Origin of the sequence: Janthinobacterium sp. BJB304, assembly GCF_002735765.1 — a bacterium.
Classification (GTDB): domain Bacteria; phylum Pseudomonadota; class Gammaproteobacteria; order Burkholderiales; family Burkholderiaceae_D; genus Janthinobacterium.
In genome coordinates this window covers 255,304-276,885 of record NZ_PDZN01000005.1, presented here as the reverse complement: position 1 = coordinate 276,885, position 21,582 = coordinate 255,304, and the positions used below count along the sequence as shown (strand labels likewise).

21 protein-coding genes are annotated in these 21,582 nt (G+C 63.2%); 2 read left to right on the top strand and 19 right to left on the bottom strand.

Translation table 11 applies throughout. From position 1 onward, the window contains the following. The 18 genes from CSQ95_RS08460 to paaA form a co-directional block, all read right to left on the bottom strand. Window positions 1-1,263, bottom strand: a complete 1,263-nt coding sequence (locus tag CSQ95_RS08460; RefSeq protein WP_099409154.1) for a hypothetical protein — start codon at window positions 1,261-1,263, stop codon at window positions 1-3. 405 nt (window positions 1,264-1,668) lie between these two features. After that, window positions 1,669-3,720, bottom strand: coding sequence for a phenylacetic acid degradation bifunctional protein PaaZ (gene paaZ, locus CSQ95_RS08455; RefSeq protein WP_099409153.1), 2,052 nt, complete (start codon window positions 3,718-3,720; stop codon window positions 1,669-1,671). Window positions 3,721-3,816: 96 nt separating this feature from the next. Continuing rightward, window positions 3,817-4,431 carry a phenylacetic acid degradation protein PaaY gene (paaY, locus tag CSQ95_RS08450; RefSeq protein ID WP_099409195.1) on the bottom strand — a complete coding sequence of 205 codons (615 nt, stop codon included), beginning with the start codon at window positions 4,429-4,431 and terminating at the stop codon, window positions 3,817-3,819. 91 nt (window positions 4,432-4,522) lie between these two features. Then, complete coding sequence (locus tag CSQ95_RS08445) at window positions 4,523-5,254, bottom strand: ABC transporter ATP-binding protein (protein WP_070291038.1); 732 nt, start codon at window positions 5,252-5,254, stop codon at window positions 4,523-4,525. After that, a complete protein-coding gene (locus CSQ95_RS08440; RefSeq protein WP_070224251.1) occupies window positions 5,254-6,009 on the bottom strand; it encodes an ABC transporter ATP-binding protein in 756 nt (251 codons plus the stop codon). Before CSQ95_RS08440 ends, CSQ95_RS08445 begins: the two co-directional genes overlap by 1 nt. 1 nt (window position 6,010) lies before the next feature. Then, entirely contained in the window at window positions 6,011-6,994 is a 984-nt protein-coding gene (locus tag CSQ95_RS08435; protein WP_070291037.1) for a branched-chain amino acid ABC transporter permease, read from the bottom strand. Continuing rightward, entirely contained in the window at window positions 6,991-7,869 is an 879-nt protein-coding gene (locus CSQ95_RS08430) for a branched-chain amino acid ABC transporter permease (RefSeq protein WP_070224249.1), read from the bottom strand. The genes CSQ95_RS08435 and CSQ95_RS08430 overlap by 4 nt, the downstream gene beginning before the upstream one ends. A 72-nt stretch (window positions 7,870-7,941) precedes the next feature. Beyond that, window positions 7,942-9,093 carry an ABC transporter substrate-binding protein gene (locus CSQ95_RS08425; RefSeq protein WP_099409152.1) on the bottom strand — a complete coding sequence of 384 codons (1,152 nt, stop codon included), beginning with the start codon at window positions 9,091-9,093 and terminating at the stop codon, window positions 7,942-7,944. Between the two features lie 84 nt (window positions 9,094-9,177). Continuing rightward, complete coding sequence (gene pcaF, locus CSQ95_RS08420) at window positions 9,178-10,383, bottom strand: 3-oxoadipyl-CoA thiolase (protein ID WP_070291034.1); 1,206 nt, start codon at window positions 10,381-10,383, stop codon at window positions 9,178-9,180. A 22-nt stretch (window positions 10,384-10,405) separates the two neighbouring features. Further along, complete coding sequence (paaK, locus tag CSQ95_RS08415) at window positions 10,406-11,734, bottom strand: phenylacetate--CoA ligase PaaK (RefSeq protein WP_070224246.1); 1,329 nt, start codon at window positions 11,732-11,734, stop codon at window positions 10,406-10,408. A 47-nt stretch (window positions 11,735-11,781) separates the two neighbouring features. Then, window positions 11,782-12,234, bottom strand: coding sequence for a hydroxyphenylacetyl-CoA thioesterase PaaI (paaI, locus tag CSQ95_RS08410; protein WP_099409151.1), 453 nt, complete (start codon window positions 12,232-12,234; stop codon window positions 11,782-11,784). After that, a complete protein-coding gene (paaH, locus tag CSQ95_RS08405) occupies window positions 12,227-13,792 on the bottom strand; it encodes a 3-hydroxyacyl-CoA dehydrogenase PaaH (protein WP_099409150.1) in 1,566 nt (521 codons plus the stop codon). The genes paaI and paaH overlap by 8 nt, the downstream gene beginning before the upstream one ends. Before the next feature lies 1 nt (window position 13,793). Beyond that, window positions 13,794-14,585 carry a 2-(1,2-epoxy-1,2-dihydrophenyl)acetyl-CoA isomerase PaaG gene (gene paaG / locus CSQ95_RS08400; RefSeq protein ID WP_099409149.1) on the bottom strand — a complete coding sequence of 264 codons (792 nt, stop codon included), beginning with the start codon at window positions 14,583-14,585 and terminating at the stop codon, window positions 13,794-13,796. Window positions 14,586-14,669: 84 nt separating this feature from the next. Next, entirely contained in the window at window positions 14,670-15,749 is a 1,080-nt protein-coding gene (gene paaE, locus CSQ95_RS08395) for a 1,2-phenylacetyl-CoA epoxidase subunit PaaE (protein ID WP_099409148.1), read from the bottom strand. A gap of 40 nt (window positions 15,750-15,789) precedes the next feature. Next, on the bottom strand, window positions 15,790-16,317 hold the full coding sequence (paaD, locus tag CSQ95_RS08390) for a 1,2-phenylacetyl-CoA epoxidase subunit PaaD (protein ID WP_099409147.1): 528 nt from the start codon (window positions 16,315-16,317) through the stop codon (window positions 15,790-15,792). After that, on the bottom strand, window positions 16,317-17,069 hold the full coding sequence (gene paaC / locus CSQ95_RS08385; protein ID WP_099409146.1) for a 1,2-phenylacetyl-CoA epoxidase subunit PaaC: 753 nt from the start codon (window positions 17,067-17,069) through the stop codon (window positions 16,317-16,319). Before paaC ends, paaD begins: the two co-directional genes overlap by 1 nt. A gap of 14 nt (window positions 17,070-17,083) precedes the next feature. Then, window positions 17,084-17,368, bottom strand: a complete 285-nt coding sequence (gene paaB, locus CSQ95_RS08380; protein ID WP_070224239.1) for a 1,2-phenylacetyl-CoA epoxidase subunit PaaB — start codon at window positions 17,366-17,368, stop codon at window positions 17,084-17,086. A 28-nt stretch (window positions 17,369-17,396) separates the two neighbouring features. Next, window positions 17,397-18,386: a 1,2-phenylacetyl-CoA epoxidase subunit PaaA gene (paaA, locus tag CSQ95_RS08375; protein WP_070311619.1), complete on the bottom strand. Its 990-nt coding sequence runs from the start codon at window positions 18,384-18,386 to the stop codon at window positions 17,397-17,399. Window positions 18,387-18,653: 267 nt separating this feature from the next. On the opposite strand from paaA, the gene paaX reads away from it, so the two are divergent. Further along, a complete protein-coding gene (gene paaX, locus CSQ95_RS08370; protein ID WP_070224237.1) occupies window positions 18,654-19,583 on the top strand; it encodes a phenylacetic acid degradation operon negative regulatory protein PaaX in 930 nt (309 codons plus the stop codon). Between the two features lie 235 nt (window positions 19,584-19,818). On the opposite strand, the gene CSQ95_RS08365 is transcribed toward paaX, so the two are convergent. Further along, window positions 19,819-20,073: a hypothetical protein gene (locus tag CSQ95_RS08365; RefSeq protein ID WP_077408596.1), complete on the bottom strand. Its 255-nt coding sequence runs from the start codon at window positions 20,071-20,073 to the stop codon at window positions 19,819-19,821. Window positions 20,074-20,214: 141 nt separating this feature from the next. Here CSQ95_RS08365 and CSQ95_RS08360 point away from each other — a divergent pair, with 141 nt between their 5' ends. Further along, window positions 20,215-21,339 carry a M14-type cytosolic carboxypeptidase gene (locus CSQ95_RS08360; RefSeq protein ID WP_034746346.1) on the top strand — a complete coding sequence of 375 codons (1,125 nt, stop codon included), beginning with the start codon at window positions 20,215-20,217 and terminating at the stop codon, window positions 21,337-21,339. Window positions 21,340-21,582: the final 243 nt, after the last annotated feature.

The window sequence follows — 21,582 nt, the reverse complement described above, 5'->3', positions numbered from 1 at the left end:
TCAGAAAACGAAATCGATGGCGGCGGCAGCCACCGTGACGGGACCATGGAAGCCCGGCTTGGCTTGCACGAACAGGCCAGGGCCATTCTTCGGCTTGATGCGGTCGATCTGCACTTTCAGCGCGGCCGAACGGTGGAAGTCCCAGCGCACGCCGATGCTGTCCGTCGATTGCTCGAGCTGGTTGCGCATGGTGGCCAGAGTCTCGACGCCGGCCGACAGGGCGCGCAGGGTCGGCGTACAGGCGGCCGGAAAGCCGGCAGGGCAGGATGCGGGCACGGTGTTGTTCACGCGGCCATCGGCCTTCAGGCTGGCGTGGCTGTAGTAGGGCAGGAAAGCACCGATGCGGTAGCCGCCCATCACATACCACGAGGTGCTGTCACTGACATAGCTGTCCGTCTTGCGCTTCGCATATTCGGACTGCAGCAGCACGTTGTTCCAGTCCAGGCCCAGGCCCACGGAGGTAAACGACGCCTTCTTGTCCTTGACTTCCAGCGCATCGGCCAGGGCGCCCAGCTGGGCGATCCGGTAGCCGCTGCCGGCCGCGCGCAAGCTGCCCATCAAGGTGTTCAGGCTCGGCGAATCGTTGATCGTCAACTTGGTCTCGGCCCGGCCGAAGCGCACGGTGACGGGGCCATGCTCAGCCACCACGTTCAAGGCGACGATGGACTTGCCTTCCACCTGCACGGTCGAAGCGGGACCCGTGGCCAGGGTGGCCTTGGTGCGGCCCAGCGCCAGCTGCGTGGTGATGCTGGTATCGCCCGCGCTGAACTGGTAGGTGCCGTCGATGCCGTCGATGCTGTTCAGCGGTACCTGCGAATACATTTCGCCGGGCGGGCGCAGCATGGTGTTGGCATAACCCACGTTGCGATAATCGGAAATCATGAAGACTGGCAGGCCCATGCGGCCGACGCGCACGCTGAAGCTGTCCGATACCTTGGCCTTGGCGAAGGCCCACGCCAGTTCGGCGCCGACATCATCCTCGCCATCCTTGCGCGCCAGGCCCTGCACGGTGGCCGACAGCCACGGGTTGACGGTGACATTGGCTTGCAAGCCCAGGTTGGAATCGACGCCCGTGCGGGCGGTGCGGCCGGCGCCGGCAGCCTGGTTCGGGCGCGCGAACTGCGCGTTGTCGGTATCGGCCATGGTCAGGGCGGCCGTGCCGTAACCGCTGATCTTGACGGCGGGGCCAACGGCCTCTTCGGCATAAGCATAGCTGATGGCCAGGGGCATGGCCAACAGGAAAATCAGGACGTGTTTATTCATAGTAATTAAATACCCGTAGCGGTGAACGTTAATCGTGGAATGGAACTCGCGGTCGAGGGTTCACCAGCCGCAAAAGGCCGGGTCCGTTTTTTTTCGCGCCGCCATCGCCTTGGGCGTGCATGGCGACGTGACCAGTGAGTAAAACCATGCTACATAGAAAAGGTTTTACGTTGGAAAGTTTTCTTGCGGCAATGAGCGAATTCGCCGCTTTTGATGAAAAAAGCACGCGTTCTAGAGGGGTTTATCTAAATAGCACGCTGTGCAAAACCACACTTAGCCTATATTTTTCATACACTTATGGATAATTCAAGACCAAAAGAACCACCATAAAAAAAGCGCCACCCGCGCGAAGTTCGCGGGTGGCGCCATTCACACCGGTCCTGCCGGAGACGCTTACTCTCGGACTTACTCGCGCTTGGAGACCAGGGTCAGAATGTCATAGCTGGCCACCAGTTCCTCGTTCTGGTTGGTCACCTGCACGTCCCACGCGACCACGCCCTGGCCCACGCCAAACACGTCCTTGCGGTTGCGGTCGACCTTGCGCTTGCACGTGAGGCGCGCGCGGATGGTGTCGCCGATGGCGACGGGAGCGACGAAGCGCAGGTTGTCCAGACCGTAGTTGGCCAGCACGGGACCGACGCCAGGCGAGACGAACAGACCGGCGGCGGCCGACAGCACGAAGTAGCCGTGGGCGATGCGCTTGCCGAACTGCGATTCCTTCGCGGCGATTTCATCGAAGTGCATGTAGAAGAAGTCGCCCGAGATGCCGCCGAAGGCGACGATGTCCGCTTCGCTGACCGTGCGGCGGTGCGTGAGCAGCGAGTCGCCCGTCTTCAAGTCCTCGAAGTGCTTGCGGAACGGGTGGATCGGGCTTTCGTTGACGTCCGCGCCGCGCACGTATTCGCCCGTGATCGCCGCCAGCATGGTCGGCGAGCCTTGCACGGCCGCCCGTTGCAGGTAATGGCGCACGGCGCGCACGCCGCCCAGTTCCTCGCCGCCGCCCGCGCGGCCAGGGCCGCCGTGCTTCAGTTGCGGCAGGGGCGAGCCATGGCCCGTCGAATCCACGGAAGCCACGCGCTCGAGCACGTGCACGCGGCCATGCGTGGCCGCCACTTGCGGCACCACGCGCGCGGCGATCTTCGGATCGCGCGTCACCAGGGTGCTCACCAGGCTGCCCTTGCCGCGCGCGGCCAGGGCCAGCGCTTCGTCGATATCGTTGTAACCCATCATGGTGCTGACGGGGCCGAACGCTTCCACGTCATGCACGGCATCGTTGCCGAAGGCATCGCGGCACATCAGCAGGGTCGGGGAGAAGAAGCTGCCGTCCTGCGCGCCATCGCCGAGCGGATTGAATCCGTCGGCCGCGCCGAACACCACCTCGTTACCCCGTGACAGGGTGGCGACACGCTCGGCCACGTCGTTCTGCTGCTCTTTCGAGGCCAGCGCGCCCATGCGCACGCCTTCGATGGACGGGTCGCCCACCACCACCTTGGCCAGGCGCTCGCGCAGGCGCGTGCCGACGGCGTCCATCAGGTGCTCGGGCACGATGATACGGCGGATCGCCGTGCACTTCTGGCCCGACTTGCCCGTCATTTCGCGCACGACTTCCTTGACGAACAGGTCGAATTCCACGTCGTCGGGCGTGACGTCCGGCGCCAGGATGGCGCAGTTGAGCGAATCGGCTTCGCCGTTGAACGGCACAGACTGGGCGATCAGGTTCGGGTTCGTGCGCAGCTTGGCGGCCGTGGCGGCCGACCCTGTAAACGTGACGAAATCCTGGCCATTCAGGCGGTCCAGCAAGTCGCCCGTGGAACCGATCACCAGCTGCAAGCTGCCGGCCGGCAGCAAGCCCGATTCATGCATCATGCGCACGACGGCCTGCGTCAGATAGCTGGTCGCCGTGGCCGGCTTGGCGATGCAGGGCATGGCCGCCAGGAAGCTGGGCGCGAATTTTTCCAGCAGACCCCAGATGGGGAAGTTGAAGGCGTTGATGTGCACGGCCAGGCCGCCGCGCGGCACCAGGATGTGCGTGCCGGCGAAGCCGCCTTTTTTACCGAGCGCGATGGCCGGGCCTTCGTGCAGCACGTTCGACGACGGCAGCTCGTTGCTGCCCATGCTGGCGTAGGCGAACAGCGTTCCCGTGCCGCCTTCGATGTCGACCCAGCTGTCGGCGCGCGTGGCGCCCGACAGGTGCGAGATCGCATACAGTTCTTCCTTGCGCTCGACCAGGTACAGGGCCAGCGCCTTCAGGCGCGCGGCGCGCTGCTGGAAATCGAGCGCCATCAGGCCCGGCACGCCCGTCTTGCGCGCATACGTGACGGCTTCGTCGAAGTCGATCTTTTCCGCATGCGTGTGATAGATGACGCGGTTGTTCAAGGCGCTGTGCAGGGGCACGGCGGCGCTTTCGCCCAGCCAGCGGCCGGCGATCAGGCTTTGCAGGGTGGATATGTGAGCCATGTGGTTTCTCCGTAAAACGAGGGTGTTGGTGACGTTGGTGGTGGTGTCGGATGACGCGGGGCGCTGCCCCGCTAATCCGACCTACGCTCATATGGTTTATTGCGCCGTGGCGTTCTTGTGCAAATGCAGCGGCAAGGCCGATTCGAAATTGAGGCGCTGGCGGTTCGCCTCGACTTGCGTCAGCGCCTCCACTTCGCGCATCGTCTGCATGGAGCGCACGGCCAGTTCGTGGTACTGGCCCGTGCCCGAGCTTTTCCATTTGATTTCATCGTCGGTCAGCGCGCGGATCACCTTGGCGGGCGTGCCCACCACCATGCTGCGCGGTGCGACGACCATGCCCGCCTTCACGAAACTCATGGCGGCGACGATGGATTCCTCGCCGATGACGGCGTTGTCCATCACCACGGCGTTCATGCCGACGAGCGCATTGCGGCCGATGCGGCAGCCGTGCAGCACGGCGCCATGGCCGATATGGCCATCGACTTCGACTACCGTGTCGCAGCCGGGGAAGCCGTGCATGACGCACGTGTCCTGCAGGTTCGCCCCCTCTTCCAGGATCAATCGGCCGAAGTCGCCGCGGATCGAAGCGAGCGGACCGATATAGCAGCGCGGACCGACGATCACGTCGCCGATCAGCACGGCCGATGGGTGCACATAGGCGCTGGGGTGGACGACGGGGGTGACGCCGTTGATTTCGTAGACTTTGACCATGTTGTTCTCCAAAACATTATTGCCAGCCGTAGCGGCTGATGTCGGATTACGCGCAAGCGGCTCGGCGCCCCCGCTAATCCGACCTACGTCTTCACATACCCAGGTACGCGCTTTGTACCTGCTCGTTGTGCAGCAATTCGGGGCCGGGACCGGACAGGGTAATCGCGCCCGTCTCGATCACATAGCCCACATCGGCGATCGACAGGGCCGCGTGCGCGTTCTGCTCGACGAGGAAGATGGTGATGCCCTGGTCGCGCAGCTCGGCCACGATGCGGAAGATTTCCGCGATCAGGAGCGGCGCCAGGCCCATGCTCGGTTCATCGAGCAGCAGCAGTTGCGGGCGGCCCATCAGCGCGCGCGCCATGGCCAGCATTTGCTGCTGTCCGCCGGAGAGCGTGCCGGCCAGCAGCAGGCGCTTTTCCTTCAGGATCGGGAACAGGCCGTACATGCGCTCCATGTCGCCCGCCACGTCCTGTGCGGGGCGTGTAAACGCGCCCAGGCGCAGATTGTCTTCCACCGTCATGGGGCCGAACACTTGCCGCCCTTCCGGCACCTGGCAAATGCCGGCGCGCACGCGCTTGTCGGCGCTCATGCGGCTCACGTCCTGGCCGGCGAAGGCGATACTGCCGGCGCTGATCGGCTGCACGCCGGAAATCGCCCGCAGCAAGGTCGTCTTGCCGGCGCCGTTCGCACCCACCAGCGCCACCAGCTGGCCCTGGCGCACCTGCAGGTCGATGCCGTGCAAGGCCTGGATGCGGCCGTAATGGCTGGTCAGGCCGGCGATATCGAGCACCAGCGGTGTCTGAGGTTTTTCCATCTTCATCATGCCGCCACTCCCAGGTATGCCGCCACCACGTCGGGATTGGCGCGCACTTCGGCGGCGGTCCCTTCGGCCAGCTTCTTGCCATAGTCGAGCACCAGGATATGGTCCGACAGATTCATCACCAGTTTCATGTCATGCTCGACGAGCACCACCGTCACACCCGATTGCGCCACCTTGCGGATCAGGGCTTCGATCTCGCCCGTCTCCGTGTGGTTCAGACCCGCCGCCGGTTCGTCGAGCAGCAGCACTTTCGGCTTGGCCGCCAGCGCGCGGGCGATTTCCAGGCGTTTTAATGCGCCATACGACATCTGCCCCGCCTCGTCGCCGATGTGGCGGCCGACGCCGACAAACTCCATCAGGCCCGCCGCCTCGTCGCGGCAGGCCGCGTCCGCGCGGCGCACGGACGGCAGGCGCAGCATGGAGGCGAACAGGTTCTGGTTCAGGCGCAGGTGCGCGCCCACCATCACATTGTCGATGGCCGTCATGTTCATGCACACCTGCAGATTCTGGAAAGTGCGGCTCATGCCACGCCGCGCCAGCGCATCGGGCGACATGGCGGCCACGTTCTCGCCATTGAGCAGGATCTCGCCTTTGGTCGGCGTATAGACACCGGTGATCAGGTTGAACAGGGTCGTCTTGCCGGCGCCGTTCGGCCCGATCACGGAATGGATATTGCCTTCCTTGACGGTAAAGCTCACGTCCTGCACCGCATGCACGCCGCCGAAGCTCTTGCTCAGGTTGTTAATCGTCAGCATCTCACACCTCCCGTGCAGATTGAGGCGGTGCTTTCGGCGTGGCAGAACGCTTGCGCGAACGGCTGGCCAGGCTCGGCACCAGGCCCTTGGGCATGAAGATCATGGTCGCCATCAGGATCACGCCGAACACCACCGTTTCCCAGCCTTCAAAACTGGACAGCAGTTGCGGCAAGACCGTCAGCAGCGCGGCGCCGATGATGGAACCGAAGATCGACGCCATGCCGCCCACCACCACCATCGTCACCAGCTCGATCGAGTGGAAGAAGCCGGCCAGGTTGGGCGTGATGAAACCGATGTAATGGGCGCTGATGCTGCCCGCGATGCTGGCAATCACCGCCGACAGCACGAACACGCGCACCTTGAAGCGCGTCGTATCGACGCCGACGACGCGGGCCGCCACTTCCGAACCGTGGATGGCCTGCAGCGCGCGGCCGACGGGCGAATCGATGAGGTTCAGGGCCAGCCACGTGACCAGCAACAGCAGCACGGCGCACACCAGGTACCACGATTTTTCGCCGGCGATTTCCAGGCCGGCGACACTGAAGGCGGAGACGCCGATGCCGTCCGGACCGCCCGTCCATTGCGTCTCGTTGTTGATGACGATGGAAATGATGATGCCCAGTCCCAGCGTCGCCATGGCCAGGGTATGGCCCTTGAGTTTCAAGACGGGACGCGCCAGCAGCAGCGCCAGCAGGCCCGTGGCAACGGCGCCGGCGGCCAGGGCGGCCAGCGGCGGCCAGCCATAGTGCGTGGTCAGCACGGCCGACGCATACGCGCCCAGGCCATAGAAGCCCGCATGACCGAGGCTGATCTGGCCCGTATAGCCCATCAAGAGGTTCAGGCCGATGACGACGATGGCGTTCAGCGCGATGCGGATCGCCACGTCATAGTAGAACGCATTGCTGAGGAACAGCGGCAAGATGGCCAGCACGAGCGCCAGCACCAGCAGGCCGCCATGGCGCGAGCGGGTAAGGAAATTCTTCATACACGCTCCGAATTTTTAGCGCCAAACAAGCCTTGCGGCAGGAAGAACAGGATCAATAGAATCAGCACGAACGGCACCGCATCCTTGTAGGCCGACGAGATGTAGCCGGCCGTCATGGCTTCGGCGATGCCGAGGATCAGGCCGCCGGCAATCGCGCCTGCGCCGCCACCGAGGCCACCCAATACGGCGGCGACAAAACCTTTCAGGCCCAGCATGATGCCCGCGTCATACGAGGTATACGTGATCGGTGCGACGAGGATGCCGCCCGCCGCGCCCAGCAGGGCCGACAGGCCGAACGAGAACAGCAGGACCTTGCGCGTGTTGATGCCCACCAGTTGCGCGGCCAGCTTGTTGTGCGAGGTGGCCAGCATGGCCTTGCCCATCAGCGTGCGGCCGAAGAACCAGCCCAGCACCAGCACGATGACGACCGTCACGCCCAGCACCCACAGGCTTTGCGGCAGCAGGCTGGCGCCCAAAAATTCGATCGGCGCGTCGCCGGAAAAGGCCGGCAGCGAGTGCGTATCCTTGCCCAGCCAGATTTGCACGAGGCCGCGCAGCACCAGCGAGGCGCCGATGGTGATGATCAAGAGCGTGATGACCTGCGCGTTTTGCGCCGGTTCGATCACGGCTTTTTCCATCAACAGGCCAACGATGCCGGTGGCGATGACGGCCAGGATGATGGCCAGCGGCAGCGGCACGCCGGCGGCCGACATCACGGCGGCCAGCATCCCGCCCAGCATGATGAATTCGCCTTGCGCGAAATTGATCACGCCGCTGGTGTTGTAGATGATGGTAAAGCCCAGCGCCGCCAGCGCGTAGGCGGAACCGACCGTCATCCCGGAATACAGAAATTGTAGAAATTGTGCGACTTCCATGGTGTCTCCATTATGTTCGGCTATGCGCGGGCCGCCTTCGGGGGCGGCCTCGCGCAGGTACTCTGGCTTACATCACTTCGACAATTGCCATTCGCCGTTCTTCACTTCCACCATGCGGAAAGCCGACAGGTCCAGGCCCATGTGGTCTTTGGCCGACATGTTGAACACGCCGGTCGTGCCCACAAAACCCTTGGTCTGCTCCAGCGCCGTGAGCACTTTTTCGCGGTCCGTACCGCCGGCGCGCTTGATGGCGTCCACCGACAGGTTCAGGGCGTCGAGCGCATAGCCGCCAAAGGTCGACGGATCGATCTTGTAGCGCTCTTTATACGTCTTGTCGTAGCCGACGACGACGGCCTTTTGCGCGTCGCTGTCGGGCAGCATGGCGCCGATCAAGAGGGCCGGCGTCGGCAGCCGCACGCCTTCGGCAGCCTTGCCCGACAGCTTCAGGTATTCGTCCGACGCCACGCCATGCGACTGGTACAGCGGCAGCGCGGCCATGCCCAGCTGGCCGTAGTTCTTGGTCACGACCGCCGGGCCCTGGCCCAGGCCGAACACGAAGACGGCCTGCACACCGGCCGTATTCTTGATGCGCGTGAGCTGCGCCGTGATGTCCGTGTCTTTCGGGCCGTAGGTTTCATCGGCCACCAGGGTGATGCCATACTTCGAGGCGACGATCTGCGACTCCTTGCGGCCCGAGGCGCCGAAGCCGCTCGTTTCCGACAGCAGGCCCACCTTGCTGATGCCGCGCTTCTTCATGTCCTCGAACACCTTCTCGGCCGCCATGCGGTCCGTATGCGGCGTCTTGAAGACCCATTTCTTGACCGGATCGATGATGACCACGGCGCCCGCCAGCGAGATGAACGGCATGCTGGCGCGCTCCACCAGCGGCGCCATCGCCATCGTCGCGCCGGTGGTGGTGCCGCCGATCAGCACGTCGACCTTGTCCGACTCGATCAGGCGCTTGGTAAAACCGTTGGCCTTGGCCGCATCGCTGCCGTCGTCGTAATGCACGAGTTCCAGCTTGCGTCCCAGCACGCCGCCGGCCGCATTGATTTTCTCGATATACAGCTGCAGGGTTTTCAGTTCCGGGTCGCCCAGAAAGGCGGCCGGGCCCGTGACGGACAGCACGGAACCGATCTTGATGTTGTCGGCCGCGTACGCACCCGCGGCAGTCATGGCCAGCACGCCGGCGATCAGGGTTTTCTTGAAGATATTGGCAATCATTATGGTCTCCACCAGGTTGGCACTACGGTCAATTATGGTTGGCGCTTTTTTGCAAGCCTGCGCCTTTTTTGTTGTTTTACTTTTTTATACGCGTTCAATGACGACAGCAATACCCTGCCCCACGCCGATGCACATGGTGCACAGCGCATAGCGCCCGCCCGTGCGTTCCAGCTGGTTCAGCGCGGCCATCACCAGGCGCGCGCCCGATGCGCCCAGCGGATGGCCGATGGCAATCGCGCCGCCATTCGGGTTCACGTGGGCCGCATCGTCGGCCAGGCCTAGGTCGCGCGTGACGGCCAGCGCCTGTGCAGCAAACGCTTCATTGAGTTCGATCACGTCCATCTGCTCAATGGTGAGGCCGGTCTGCGCCAGTACCTTGCGCGACGCCGGCGAGGGACCAAAGCCCATGATGCGCGGCGCCAGGCCCGCCGTGGCCATGCCCAGCACTTTTGCGCGCGGCGTCAATTTGTATTTATCCACGGCGGCGGCGGACGCGAGCAAGATCGCGCAGGCGCCGTCGTTCAAGCCCGAGGCATTGCCGGCCGTGACCGTGCCATCCGCCTTCACCACGCCTTTCAGTTTCGCCAGCATTTCCAGCGAGGTGTCCGGACGCGGATGTTCATCCATCGTCACCATCTTCGGCTCGCCCTTTTTTTGCGGCACGGCGACGGGCACGATTTCGCGATCGAACACGCCGGCCGCGTTGGCGGCGGCCCAGCGCTGCTGGCTGCGCAAGGCCAGCGCGTCCTGGTCGGCGCGGCTGATGCCAAATTCCACGGCCACGTTTTCCGCCGTTTCCGGCATGGTGTCGATGCCGTACTGCGCCTTCATTTTGCCGTTGACGAAGCGCCAGCCCAGGGTCGTGTCTTCGATTTTCGCCGCGCGCGAAAACGCGCTGTCGGCCTTGCCCATCACGAACGGTGCGCGCGTCATGCTTTCCACGCCGCCGGCGATGATCAGTTCCGCCTCGCCCGCCTTGATCGAGCGGGCGGCCATGCCCACGGCGTCCAGGCTGGAGCCGCACAGGCGGTTGATGGTATTGGCCGGCACTGCCGCCGGCAAGCCCGCCAGCAGCGCGGCCATGCGGCCCACGTTGCGGTTGTCCTCGCCCGCCTGGTTGGCGCAGCCGTAGAACACGTCGTCGATGGCGGACCAGTCGACGGACGGGTTGCGGGCGATCAGCGCGGCGATCGGCAGCGCGCCCAGGTCGTCGGCGCGCACGCTGGACAGCGCGCCGCCATAACGGCCAAACGGGGTGCGCACGGCGTCACAGATAAAGGCTTCGTTCATGTTTGCTTCCTTGTTCGGGCTATCAGGAGAAAATCTTCGGGCGCTGGTCGACCACGCGGCGGGCCTTGCCCGTCAGCGTGCGTTCGATGCCGGCGGCGGCCACCAGGCGCACGCGCGTGCTCACGCCCACGTGCGTCTTGATGCGGTGCTCCAGCTCGCGCGCCAGGGCGTCCGTTTCGCTCGCCGAGAGGGTGGCCGTCAGGTCGATGCGCAGCTCGGCGATCACTTCGAGCTTGTCGAGGTGGCCGTCGCGCGTGACGACCAGCTGGTACTGCGGCGCCAGCTTCGGCATTTTGAGGATCAGCTCTTCGATCTGCGTGGGGAAAACGTTCACGCCGCGGATGATCAGCATGTCGTCGGAGCGGCCCGTGATCTTGCCGATGCGGCGCATGGCCCGCGAGGTCGGCGGCAGCAAGCGGGTCAGGTCGCGCGTGCGGTAGCGGATGATGGGCAGCGCCTCTTTCGACAAGGAGGTAAACACCAGTTCGCCCTCTTCGCCGTCCGGCAGCACTTCGCCCGTTTCCGGATCGATGATCTCGGGGTAAAAATGGTCTTCCCAGATGACGGGACCGTCCTTGCTCTCGATGCATTCGGACGCCACGCCAGGCCCCATCACTTCGGACAGACCGTAGATGTCGACGGCGTCGATGCCGGCGCGCGCTTCGATTTCCGAACGCATGGCGTCCGTCCACGGTTCGGCGCCGAAAATGCCCACCTTCAGCGACGATTCGGCCGGGTCCAGGCCCTGGCGCGTGAATTCCTCGATGATGTTGAGCATGTAGGAAGGCGTGACCATGATGATGGACGGCTTGAAATCCTGGATCAGCTGCACCTGCTTTTCCGTCTGGCCGCCGGACATCGGGATGACCGTGCAGCCGAGGCGCTCGGCGCCGTAGTGCGCGCCCAGGCCGCCCGTGAACAGGCCGTAGCCATACGAGATATGCACCATGTCGCCCGCGCGGCCGCCGCCGGCGCGGATCGAGCGCGCCACCACGTTGGCCCAGGTATCGATGTCGTTCTGCGTGTAGCCGACCACCGTGGCCTTGCCCGTGGTGCCGCTCGATGCGTGGATGCGCACCACCTGCTCGCGCGGCACGGCGAACAGGCCGAACGGGTAATTGTCGCGCAAGACTTTTTTGTCCGTGAACGGGAATTTGGAAAGATCGGACAAGGATTTGAGATCGTCCGGATGCACGCCCGCTTCGTCAAAAGCGGCACGGTAATGGGGCACGTTGTCATAAGCGTGCTTGAGCGTCCATTTCATGCGTTCGAGCTGCAGCGCCTGCAGTTCATCCTTGCTGGCGCGCTCGATCGGCTCGAGGTCATTCGGGGAAGGCGTACGTTGGACCATCATTGTCTCCTGTTTAATTCTTTAACTATTCAATCGGTTCCGGCAGTTCAAGCCTGCTCTTGTATGACTTCGCCCGCCACGCGGATCGACTTGCCGCGGAAGAGCGCGATGGCGCGGCCTTCCTGGTTGCTGACCTTGACGTCGTAGACGCCGCTCTTGCCCGCCAGCGCCTGCTCGACGGCGTGCGCCGTCAGCACGTCGCCTTCGCGGCCTGGCGCCAGGTAGTCGATGGTGCAGCCGGCGCCCACAGTGTTCATGTTGTAGCTGTTGCAGGCGAAGGCGAAGGCGCTGTCGGCCAGGGCAAAAATGAAACCGCCATGGCAGGTCTGGTGGCCGTTGAGCATGTCGGCGCGCACTGTCATCGTCATGCACGCATGGCCGGGGCCCACGTCGGCCAGGGCGATGCCCATGGCGGCGGTGGCGTTATCGCGCGACAGCATGGAGGCGGCAGCCGCTTCGGCCAAAGCCTGAGCAGCGTGAATATGGTCTTCCTTATGCATGAAACGGTGCTCCATTGGCGAGTTTGCGGCGCAGCAGCGGCGAGACCCGGTAGCGGTCTTCGCCATAGCCTTGCGCCAGGTGGTGCAGCACGGTGACAATCTGTTGAACGCCTACCGCATCGGCCCAGGCCAGCGGTCCGCGCGGATAATTGACGCCCTTCTGCATGGCGATATCGACGGCATCCGCCGTGCACACGCCCTGGTTGACGGCGTCGGCCGCCTCGTTGGCCAGCATGGCGACTGTGCGCATGACGGCCAGGCCAGGCACGTCGTCCAGGCGCGTGACGGTGAAACCGGCCGCCTGGAACAGGCCGACGACGGCCGCATAGGCGTCGTCGCTGCACTGGTCGGCACGGGCCACGGCGATGCGTTTTGCACCGGCGTAATCGAGCGCCAGGTCGAACAGCACCGTGTCCGGATGCTGGTTGTCGTGCGCGCGCTGGGTGGCGCTGCGCCCATCGGTCAGATAGATCGCGGCGCCATGGCAATGCAGGGCCGGTGCCTCGTCATGCGCCTGGCCTTCCTGCGTCACGCGGCGGCTGACGGTGACGCCCGCCTGCTCCAGCCGCTGCACCAGGCTGCCAATGATGCCGCTGTGGCCACGGCCATCGCCGCCGATGGCGGCCGACAGGGCGACGAATTCCGGGGCCGCTTGCGCGCTTTCCGCCTGCGCCACGGGTGCAGCCGCGCCTTCGCCGTACAGATAAAAGCCTCGGCCCGATTTGCGGCCAAGGAATCCCGCGTTGACCATTTCCTGCTGCAGCACGGATGGCGTGAAGCGCGGGTCGTTGAAGTAGGCGCCGAACACGGATTGCGTGACGGAGAAATTCACGTCGTGGCCGATCAGATCCATCAGCTCGAATGGCCCCATGCGGAAGCCGCCCGCTTCGCGCAGCACGGCGTCGATGGTGGCGGGGTCGCCCGCCTGCTCGTTCAACAGGCGCCAGCCTTCCGCATAAAACGGACGGGCGACACGGTTGACGATGAAGCCCGGTGTCGATTTCGCATGCACGGGGTTCTTGCCCCAGGCGATCGAGGTGTCGTAGACGGTGGCGGCAACTTGTTCACTTGTGGCCAGGCCACTGATCACTTCGACCAGCGCCATCAGGGGCACGGGATTAAAGAAGTGCATGCCGACCAGGCGTTCCGGCCGGCGCAGCTTGGCCGCGATCGCCGTGACCGAGATCGACGAGGTATTCGTCGCCAGGATGCAGTCGTCGCTGACTAACGCTTCGAGTTCGGCGAACAGGCCGCGCTTGACGTCGAGGTTTTCCACGATGGCTTCCACCACCAATGCGGCATCGCTCATGTCGGCCAGGCTGCCGGCCGCCTGCAGACGCGCCGTGGCGGCCGTGGCTTCGTCCAACGTCATGCGGCCCTTCTCGGCCAGCTTCGCGTACATCTTGGCGATGTCCGCCAGCGCCTTGCTCACCGCTTCCGCGCGCGTGTCGTACAGTTTGACTCTGTAGCCGGCCGCTGCCGCCACCTGCGCGATGCCGGCGCCCATGGCGCCGCTGCCGATGACGGCGACGATACTGTTCTTTGCCAATGCGGTCATATCAATGTCCCTTGAATTGCGGTGTGCGTTTTTCCATGAAGGCGGCCACGCCTTCGCGGTAATCGTCGCTGTTACCGAGATCGCTCATCATGCGCGCTTCCAGCGCCAGCTGCTGCGGCAGGGTATTGGCGCCACTTAGCGCCAGCGCCTGCTTGGTGTAGGCCAGGCCCTTGGTCGGCGCCGTGGAAAAGTGCACGGCCAGCTTGCGCGTCTCTTCCGCCAGCTGCGCGTCGTCCACGCATTTCCAGATCAAACCCCAGTCCTCGGCCTTTTCCGCCATCAGTTTTTCGCCGAGCATGGCCAGTCCCATGGCGCGTGCCGAACCGATCAGCCGTGGCAGGAAGAAGGTGCCGCCCGTGTCCGGGATCAGGCCCAGCTTGCAGAACACTTCCACGAAACTGGCCGACTTGCCGGCGATGACGATGTCGCAGGCCAGCGCCAGGTTGGCGCCCGCGCCCGCGGCCACGCCGTTGACGGCGCAGATCACGGGCATCGGCAAGGCTTTCAAGGCCAGCACCAGCGGCGCGTAGTTTTTTTCCACCGACTCGCCCAGGTCCACGCCCTTCGAGCCCGGCTCCACGGCGCGGTCGGACAGATCCTGGCCTGCGCAAAAGCCGCGGCCCGCGCCCGTCAGCACGAAGACGCGCACGGTGCTGTCGGCGTTCACTTGCGCAAGCGCGTCGCGCACTTCCTCGTGCATGGCTTGCGTAAAGCTATTGAGCTTGTCGGGACGGTTCAGGGTGAGCGTCGCGATACCCTGCTCGATGGTAAAGAGGATGTTTTGGTAGGTCATGGCGTCTCGCTATTTTAGTTATCAACCCACAGCGGAAATCTGGGGTCAGACCCGTCGGGTCTGACCCCGGCAGTGGCAGTTGGGTTATTCGGCTTGGTCAAAGTCCACCACGACTTTGTCAGTAACCGGAAAACTCTGGCAGCTGAGGACGAAACCGCGCGCCACTTCATAGTCTTCCAGCGCGTAGTTGACGTCCATCTCGACTTTGCCGTCGAGGATCTTGCAGCGGCAGGTCGAGCATACGCCGCCCTTGCACGAGTAGCGCATGTCCAGCCCGGAGCGCAGGCCCGCGTCGAGGATGGATTCCTTGTCCTTGTCCATCATGAAGGTGGTGTGGTTGCCATCCATGATGACGGTCACTTCCGTTTCCTGCACGGCATCCGCGGCCAGCTGGACGCGCGGCTTGTGGGCGTTTTTCGGGATGCTGGCGGCGAACAGTTCGATCTTGATATTCTGCTTGGGCATGCCGGCCGCCTGCAGGGCAGCGGACACGCCGAGCATCATGTCTTCCGGGCCGCAAATAAACGCGTTGTCGTAGTCTTCGACTTTGATCCAGTGCTGCAGGAATTGCTCGCATTTTTCCTGCGTGATGCGGCCGTTGAACAATTCGATGTCCTGCTGCTCGCGGCTCATCACGTAGACGAGGTTCAAACGCTCCAGGTACACATCCTTCAGGTCCGTCAATTCTTCCTTGAAGATGACGGACGACGAGGCGCGGTTGCCGTAGAACAGAGTAAAACGGCTCAGAGGTTCCGTCAGCAAGGTCGTCTTGATGATGGAGAGGATGGGCGTGATGCCGCTGCCGGCCGCGAATGCCAAGTAGTGCTTGCGGTTGACGCAGTCGAGCGGCACGTTGAAGTGTCCCATGGGCGGCATCACCTCGATGGTGGCGCCGGCTTTCAGGGTGTCGTTGGCCCAGGTGGAGAAAGCGCCGCCCGGCGTGCGCTTGATGGCCACGCGCAGGGTGCCGTCCTGCACCGCCGAACAGATGGAATACGAACGGCGCACGTCTTCCGCGTTGATGTTGGCGCGCAGGGTCAGGTGCTGGCCCTGCTGGAAGCGGAACTGCTGCTGCAGTTCAGACGGCACGTCGAACGTGACGGCGATGGTGTCGCGCGTTTCGTTGCGCACGTTGGCCACGGACAGCGGATAAAATTTACTCATGCTTCATCTCCAGTTTCTTCGGAACGTGTGCCTGATTTTTTTAGTGGCACTTGAAGTAGTCAAACGGTTCGCGGCAAGCCAGGCATTTGTACAGGGCCTTGCACGGCGTGGAGCCGAACTGGCTGGTCAGCTGCGTATGCGTGGAGCCGCAGTTCGGGCAGATCACGTCCAGTTTCGGCATCGCCTGGCGCTTGACGCCGCCACGCAAACCGCTGATGTCGATCACCTGCTGCTGCGGCGGGGCGATGCCATAGCCTTTCAGCTTGGCCTTGCCCGCTTCGCTCATCCAGTCCGTCGTCCAGGCGGGCGCCAGCTGGTTCACCAGGGTCACCCTGGCCACGCCATGGCTGCGCAAGGCATCGGTGACGGCATCGGCGATCACCTGCATGGCCGGACATCCCGAATACGTGGGCGTGATCGTCACGATGCACGCATCGCCATCCGTCACTTCGACGGCGCGCACGATGCCCAGGTCCACCACCGAAATGACGGGGATTTCCGGGTCAGGCACCTCGCCGAGCCAGGCCCAGACCTGGGCCGCGTCCAGTGATGCGCCGGCGGCGTGCATTACCACTCCGCCCCGGGATAGGCGCGCTGCAGGAACTGCATCTCGGCCAAAATAAAACCCAGGTGTTCCGTGTGCGTGCCCTGCTTGCCGCCCTTTTGCATCCAGGCGTCGGGCGCTGGCATGGTCAAGGTGGCTTCGGCGAAGATCTCGGCCACGTGTTCGAGGAAGGCCTGGCGCAGCACGTCCGATGGCGGCGCGATGCCGGCGGCGACCATGGCCTGGTCGACGGCGTCGTACGTGAACATCTCGCCCGTGTACATCCACAGCTTGTCGGCGGCCGCCTGCGTTTTCGCATGGCTGTCCGCCGTGCCGTCGCCGAGGCGCACGATCAGGTCACCGCTGCGGCGCAGGTGATACGTCACTTCCTTGATCGACTTTTGCGCCACATTGACGATGCGCGCATCCGCCGATTTCGTCAGTTCCAGCAGCTGGAAGTAGTGCCAGCTGTCGAAGAAGAACTGGCGCATCATGGTGTCGGCGTAATTGCCGTTCGGCTGTTCGACCAGCAGGCAGTTCTTGAAATCGTGGGCATCGCGCAAGAAGGCGATGTCGTCCTCGTCGCGGCCCGCGTTTTCCAGTTCGGCCGCATAGCTGAACCACAAGCGCGTCTGGCCCAACAGATCGAGCGCCACGTTGGTCAGCGCCATGTCTTCTTCCAGCGCCGGTCCCTTGCCGCACAGCTGCGACAGCTGCTGGCTGAGGATCAGGGCGTTGTCGCCCAGGCGCAAAAGGTAGTTGACCTTGTCATCCATTACAGGCGCTCCCATCACAGGTTCTTGACTTCTTCCGGCATCGGGAAGAAGGTGGGATGGCGGTACACCTTGCTGTTCGACGGTTCGAACAGGGCGCCCTTGTCGCCGGGGCTGCTGGCGACGATATCGGCCGCGCGCACCACCCAAATGCTCACGCCTTCATTGCGGCGCGTGTAGACGTCGCGCGCATGGTTGACCGCCATCGCGGCGTCGGAGGCGTGCAGGCTGCCTACATGCTTGTGCGCCAGGCCGTGCTGGCTGCGGATGAAAACTTCCCACAAAGGCCATTCTTTGCTCATGTTGCTATCCCCTATCTGTCTTATGTAATTACGCTGCTGCTTTGTTAGCGGCTTGCTTGTCGGCATAGGCGACCAAGGCATCGCGGAACCATGCGCCGTCTTCATACGCTTTCACGCGCGTTTGCAAACGCTCGCGGTTGCACGGGCCATTGCCCTTCAGGACATTGTTGAACTCGGCCCAGTCGATCTCGCCAAATTCATAGTGGCCCGTCTCCGCATTGAACTTCAGGTCGGGATCGGGCACGGTCAAGCCCAGGTATTCGATTTGCGGCACGGTCTGGTCGACCATGCGCTGGCGCAATTCATCGTTCGAGAACAGCTTGATGCGCCATTGCGCCGATTGGGCGCTGTTGACGGAGGCGGCGTCGGACGGGCCGAACATCATCAGCGACGGCCACCACCAGCGGTTCAAGGCATCTTGCGCCATGGCTTTCTGTTCGGGCGTACCCTTGCACAGCGACATCATGATGTCGTAGCCTTGGCGCGCATGGAACGATTCTTCCTTGCAGACGCGGATCATGGCGCGCGCATACGGACCGTAGGAGCAGCGGCACAGGGGAATCTGGTTGATGATGGCGGAACCGTCGACCAGCCAGCCGATGGCGCCCATGTCGGCCCACGACAGGGTCGGATAGTTAAAGATGCTGGAATATTTGGCTTTGCCCGAATGCAAGGCAGCCAGCAAATCGTCGCGCGAGACGCCCAGGGTTTCCGCGGCGCTATACAGGTACAGGCCGTGGCCCGCTTCGTCCTGGATCTTCGCCAGCAGGATCGATTTGCGTTTCAGGGTCGGTGCGCGCGTGACCCAGTTACCTTCGGGCAATTGGCCGACGATTTCCGAGTGCGCGTGCTGCGAAATCTGGCGGATCAGAGTCTTGCGGTAGGCGTCCGGCATCCAGTCCTTGGCCTCGATCTTGATGCCTTCGTCGATGCGCGCCTGGAAAGCGCGCTCTTCCTGGCCCATGTCGTCGATGGAGCGGACGTTCTTGAGGCCGGTTTCAACCATTTGTGCGTACATGATGTGTCTCCCATGTCTTTGATTTTGCGCAGCAACGCGGTGCGATAAACAGATAATACGATACAAAAAACGATTTGCATACACTTGATGTGAATCATTTTAAAAAATCGTATCTTGTGCCGCTTTTTTGTGCGTATGATATTGCTTATGAGAAAACACTATGGAGCGCTACCCGCGCTTCCGGCAAATTATTGCCGCGCTACCCGCGCAGCCAAGTAAACTGCTGCTTTTATTGAACCGACCGCAACACGGCCAGACCGGAACCACATGAAGAACACCCGCTGCACGGCATGGATAGCCGATTTCCTGGAAAGCGACCCACCGCGCTCGAAGTCCCTGGTGATGACCATCTTCGGCGACGCCATCGTGCCGCGCGGCGGCGCCATCTGGCTGGGCAGCCTGATCGAACTGCTGGCGCCATTCGGCGTCAATGACCGGCTATTGCGCACCAGCGTGTTCCGCCTGGCGCAGGAAGGCTGGCTCAGCTCGCAGCGCGACGGCCGCCGCAGCGCCTATGCGATACGCCCGGAGGCGCTGGCCCGCTTCGAACGCGCCTACCGCCGCATCTACGCTCCGCTGGTCGTGCACTGGGATGGCAGCTGGACCTTGGTGATCGGTCCGGCCGGCAGCATCGGCGCCGCCGAACGGGGCGCGCTGCGCAAGGAATTATTGTGGGCGGGCTACGGCTTGATTTCCCCCGGCATCTTTGGCCATCCGGCCAGCAATGCGGAGGCGCTGGAAGATATCCTCGTGCGCAACGAGGTGCAGGGCAAGCTGTATGTCTGCCACACCACGGAATTGCCAGGCGTCAGCACGCGTCCCCTGCGCGACATGGTGGGCGACTGCTGGGACTTGTCGGAAGTGATGGCCGGCTACGAAAAATTCATCGCCAGCTTCCAGCCGCTGCTGACCCTGCTGCAGGAAGAACCCGTGTTCGATGCGGAGCAAGCGTTCGTCATCCGCTCGCTGCTGACGCACGCCTACCGCCGCGTGCAGTTGCACGACCCGCAATTGCCCGTCGAGCTGCTGCCCGAACCGTGGCCTGGCACGCAAGCCTATGCGCTGGCGCGCGACCTGTACCGCATCACGTATGCACCTGCTGAGGAACACATCCTGGCCACCCTGCGTCGCGAGGATGAGCACGCACCGGACGTGGAGCCGTGGTTTTACGAACGCTTCGGCGGACTGAACACCTGATAAAACGTCGATGGCGGCGTTGCAGGGCCTGGGCGTACGTTCGTACTGCCTGCGGCCCTGCGCCTTGCCCAGGCCATTTTTCAGGCGTTCAGGAATAAGAACACCTATCAAAACCTACTGCGCGTCGGTATTTGCGGCCTGCGATGCTCACTGTACCTTCGTACAGTTGCGCTTCTCAACCACAACTCCCTTCCGCTCGCTACGGTTTTGTTAGGTGTTGTAAGTCACCGCCTGCTCACTGTTTTGCCACCACCTGCTTGGCCCCCGCCAGCAAATCCTGCCCCAGCTTTTCCAGCGCATTGGCCTGCACCAGCATGGTGTCGAGGATGGCCACATTGAAGGTGAATTCGGCCGGCGTCGTATAGCCAGGGAAACGTATGATGCGCAGCAATTCCTGCAAGGTCGTCCCCTTGCCCAGGTGCGCCAGCGCGTCGCTGAGGGCGCTGATTTTCTTTTCCAGTTCGCGTATGTGTTTGCCGTTGTCGTCCATGATGCTCTCCCCGTGTCGGAGCTTCCACGTTAGCAAAGCATGTGCGTCATCGTTTGCGCCAGCACAAAGGCCACCGCAAAACAGGTATCATCGCGCCATTGCACACGATGCAAAACCCATACGTTTTTATCAGGAACACTCATGACCATTAAAATCAGCCAGCAATTCGACGCCGGCGCGATCGAGGTGCTGCGCGCCGACGATGCCCAGTCCATCGAACTGAACATCCGCAAGGATTCCCACGCCGACATCACGCAGTGGTTTTACTTCCGCCTGCAAGGCGCGCAAGGCGAGGCGTGCACGATCCGCTTCATGAATGCCGGCAAGTCCGCCTACCCGGACGGCTGGAAAGATTATCAGGCCGTGGCCAGCTACGACCGCGAAACCTGGTTCCGAGTGCCGACCAGCTTTGACGGCACGGTGATGACCATCGAACACACGCCCGAGGAAGAAAGCGTCTACTACGCCTATTTCGAACCGTACCCATGGGACCGCCACCTGGCCCTGATCGACAGCGCGCAAGCGTCGCCGCTCGTGCGCCTGATCGACCTGGGCAGCACGGTGGAAGGCCGCGACATGAATCTGCTGGTCGTCGGCGACGCCGATGCCGAGAAAAAAGTCTGGGTCATCGCGCGCCAGCATCCGGGCGAGACGATGGCCGAGTGGTTTGTCGAAGGCATGCTTGAAGCCTTGCTGGACCAGGCCAATCCCTTTGCCCGCCAGTGCCTGCAGGACGCCGTCTTCTACGTGGTGCCGAACATGAACCCGGACGGTTCCGTGCACGGCAACCTGCGCACCAACGCGGCCGGCGCCAACCTGAACCGCGAATGGATGACGCCGACCATGGAGCGCAGCCCGGAAGTATTCCTGGTGAAACAGAAAATGCATGAAATCGGTTGCGACCTGTTCCTCGACGTGCATGGCGACGAAGGCTTGCCCTACGTCTTCGTGGCCGGCAGCGATGCGCTGGAAAATTTCACGCCAGCACAAAAGGCCGAGCAAGACCGCTTCATCGCCGACTTCAAGGTGGCCAGCCCCGACTTCCAGGATGAGCATGGCTATGAAGACGGCCCGTTCACGCCGGAAGTGCTGACCATGGGCTCGCCCCACATCACGCACGCTTTCGGCTGCCTGTCGCTGACCCTGGAATTGCCGTTCAAGGACAACGCCAACGATCCCGACCCGCAAACGGGCTGGAGCGGCGCTCGCAGCGCCGCACTGGGCGCGGCCGTGCTGCAACCTATCCTGTCCACCTTGCGCGCCTGAGCGCCTGGGCCGACACGGCCCGCTTGATCCCTTGCCCCGCTCGCCGGGGCATTTTTTTTGACCGCACGACAAGCGTTGCTGGCCGAGCGGTTTTTTTCCCTAACATCTTGCCTGTCAGAAATTATCGTCCTACACTAAGCAACAGAATAGGGCCGCGCCACGCTGCGCTGCCCCGCAAGAATATCTCGCCGGGCGGGTCGCCATGACTTCCCGGCCACCGGCAATACGCATCCACGGCCCTGT

What these genes read in the sequence shown, in the direction of transcription:
- CSQ95_RS08360 (WP_034746346.1), top strand. Translation starts at nt 20,215, where the DNA reads ATGACCATTAAAATCAGCCAGCAATTCGACGCCGGCGCGATCGAGGTG.
- CSQ95_RS08445 (WP_070291038.1), bottom strand. Translation starts at nt 5,254, where the DNA reads ATGAAGATGGAAAAACCTCAGACACCGCTGGTGCTCGATATCGCCGGC.
- paaY (WP_099409195.1), bottom strand. Translation starts at nt 4,431, where the DNA reads ATGGTCAAAGTCTACGAAATCAACGGCGTCACCCCCGTCGTCCACCCC.
- paaG (WP_099409149.1), bottom strand. Translation starts at nt 14,585, where the DNA reads ATGACCTACCAAAACATCCTCTTTACCATCGAGCAGGGTATCGCGACG.
- paaD (WP_099409147.1), bottom strand. Translation starts at nt 16,317, where the DNA reads ATGCACGCCGCCGGCGCATCACTGGACGCGGCCCAGGTCTGGGCCTGG.
- CSQ95_RS08425 (WP_099409152.1), bottom strand. Translation starts at nt 9,093, where the DNA reads ATGATTGCCAATATCTTCAAGAAAACCCTGATCGCCGGCGTGCTGGCC.
- paaH (WP_099409150.1), bottom strand. Translation starts at nt 13,792, where the DNA reads ATGACCGCATTGGCAAAGAACAGTATCGTCGCCGTCATCGGCAGCGGC.
- CSQ95_RS08435 (WP_070291037.1), bottom strand. Translation starts at nt 6,994, where the DNA reads ATGAAGAATTTCCTTACCCGCTCGCGCCATGGCGGCCTGCTGGTGCTG.
- paaC (WP_099409146.1), bottom strand. Translation starts at nt 17,069, where the DNA reads ATGGATGACAAGGTCAACTACCTTTTGCGCCTGGGCGACAACGCCCTG.
- paaX (WP_070224237.1), top strand. Translation starts at nt 18,654, where the DNA reads ATGAAGAACACCCGCTGCACGGCATGGATAGCCGATTTCCTGGAAAGC.
- paaA (WP_070311619.1), bottom strand. Translation starts at nt 18,386, where the DNA reads ATGTACGCACAAATGGTTGAAACCGGCCTCAAGAACGTCCGCTCCATC.
- CSQ95_RS08460 (WP_099409154.1), bottom strand. Translation starts at nt 1,263, where the DNA reads ATGAATAAACACGTCCTGATTTTCCTGTTGGCCATGCCCCTGGCCATC.
- paaB (WP_070224239.1), bottom strand. Translation starts at nt 17,368, where the DNA reads ATGAGCAAAGAATGGCCTTTGTGGGAAGTTTTCATCCGCAGCCAGCAC.
- paaZ (WP_099409153.1), bottom strand. Translation starts at nt 3,720, where the DNA reads ATGGCTCACATATCCACCCTGCAAAGCCTGATCGCCGGCCGCTGGCTG.
- CSQ95_RS08440 (WP_070224251.1), bottom strand. Translation starts at nt 6,009, where the DNA reads ATGCTGACGATTAACAACCTGAGCAAGAGCTTCGGCGGCGTGCATGCG.
- paaI (WP_099409151.1), bottom strand. Translation starts at nt 12,234, where the DNA reads ATGCATAAGGAAGACCATATTCACGCTGCTCAGGCTTTGGCCGAAGCG.
- CSQ95_RS08365 (WP_077408596.1), bottom strand. Translation starts at nt 20,073, where the DNA reads ATGGACGACAACGGCAAACACATACGCGAACTGGAAAAGAAAATCAGC.
- paaE (WP_099409148.1), bottom strand. Translation starts at nt 15,749, where the DNA reads ATGAGTAAATTTTATCCGCTGTCCGTGGCCAACGTGCGCAACGAAACG.
- CSQ95_RS08430 (WP_070224249.1), bottom strand. Translation starts at nt 7,869, where the DNA reads ATGGAAGTCGCACAATTTCTACAATTTCTGTATTCCGGGATGACGGTC.
- paaK (WP_070224246.1), bottom strand. Translation starts at nt 11,734, where the DNA reads ATGGTCCAACGTACGCCTTCCCCGAATGACCTCGAGCCGATCGAGCGC.
- pcaF (WP_070291034.1), bottom strand. Translation starts at nt 10,383, where the DNA reads ATGAACGAAGCCTTTATCTGTGACGCCGTGCGCACCCCGTTTGGCCGT.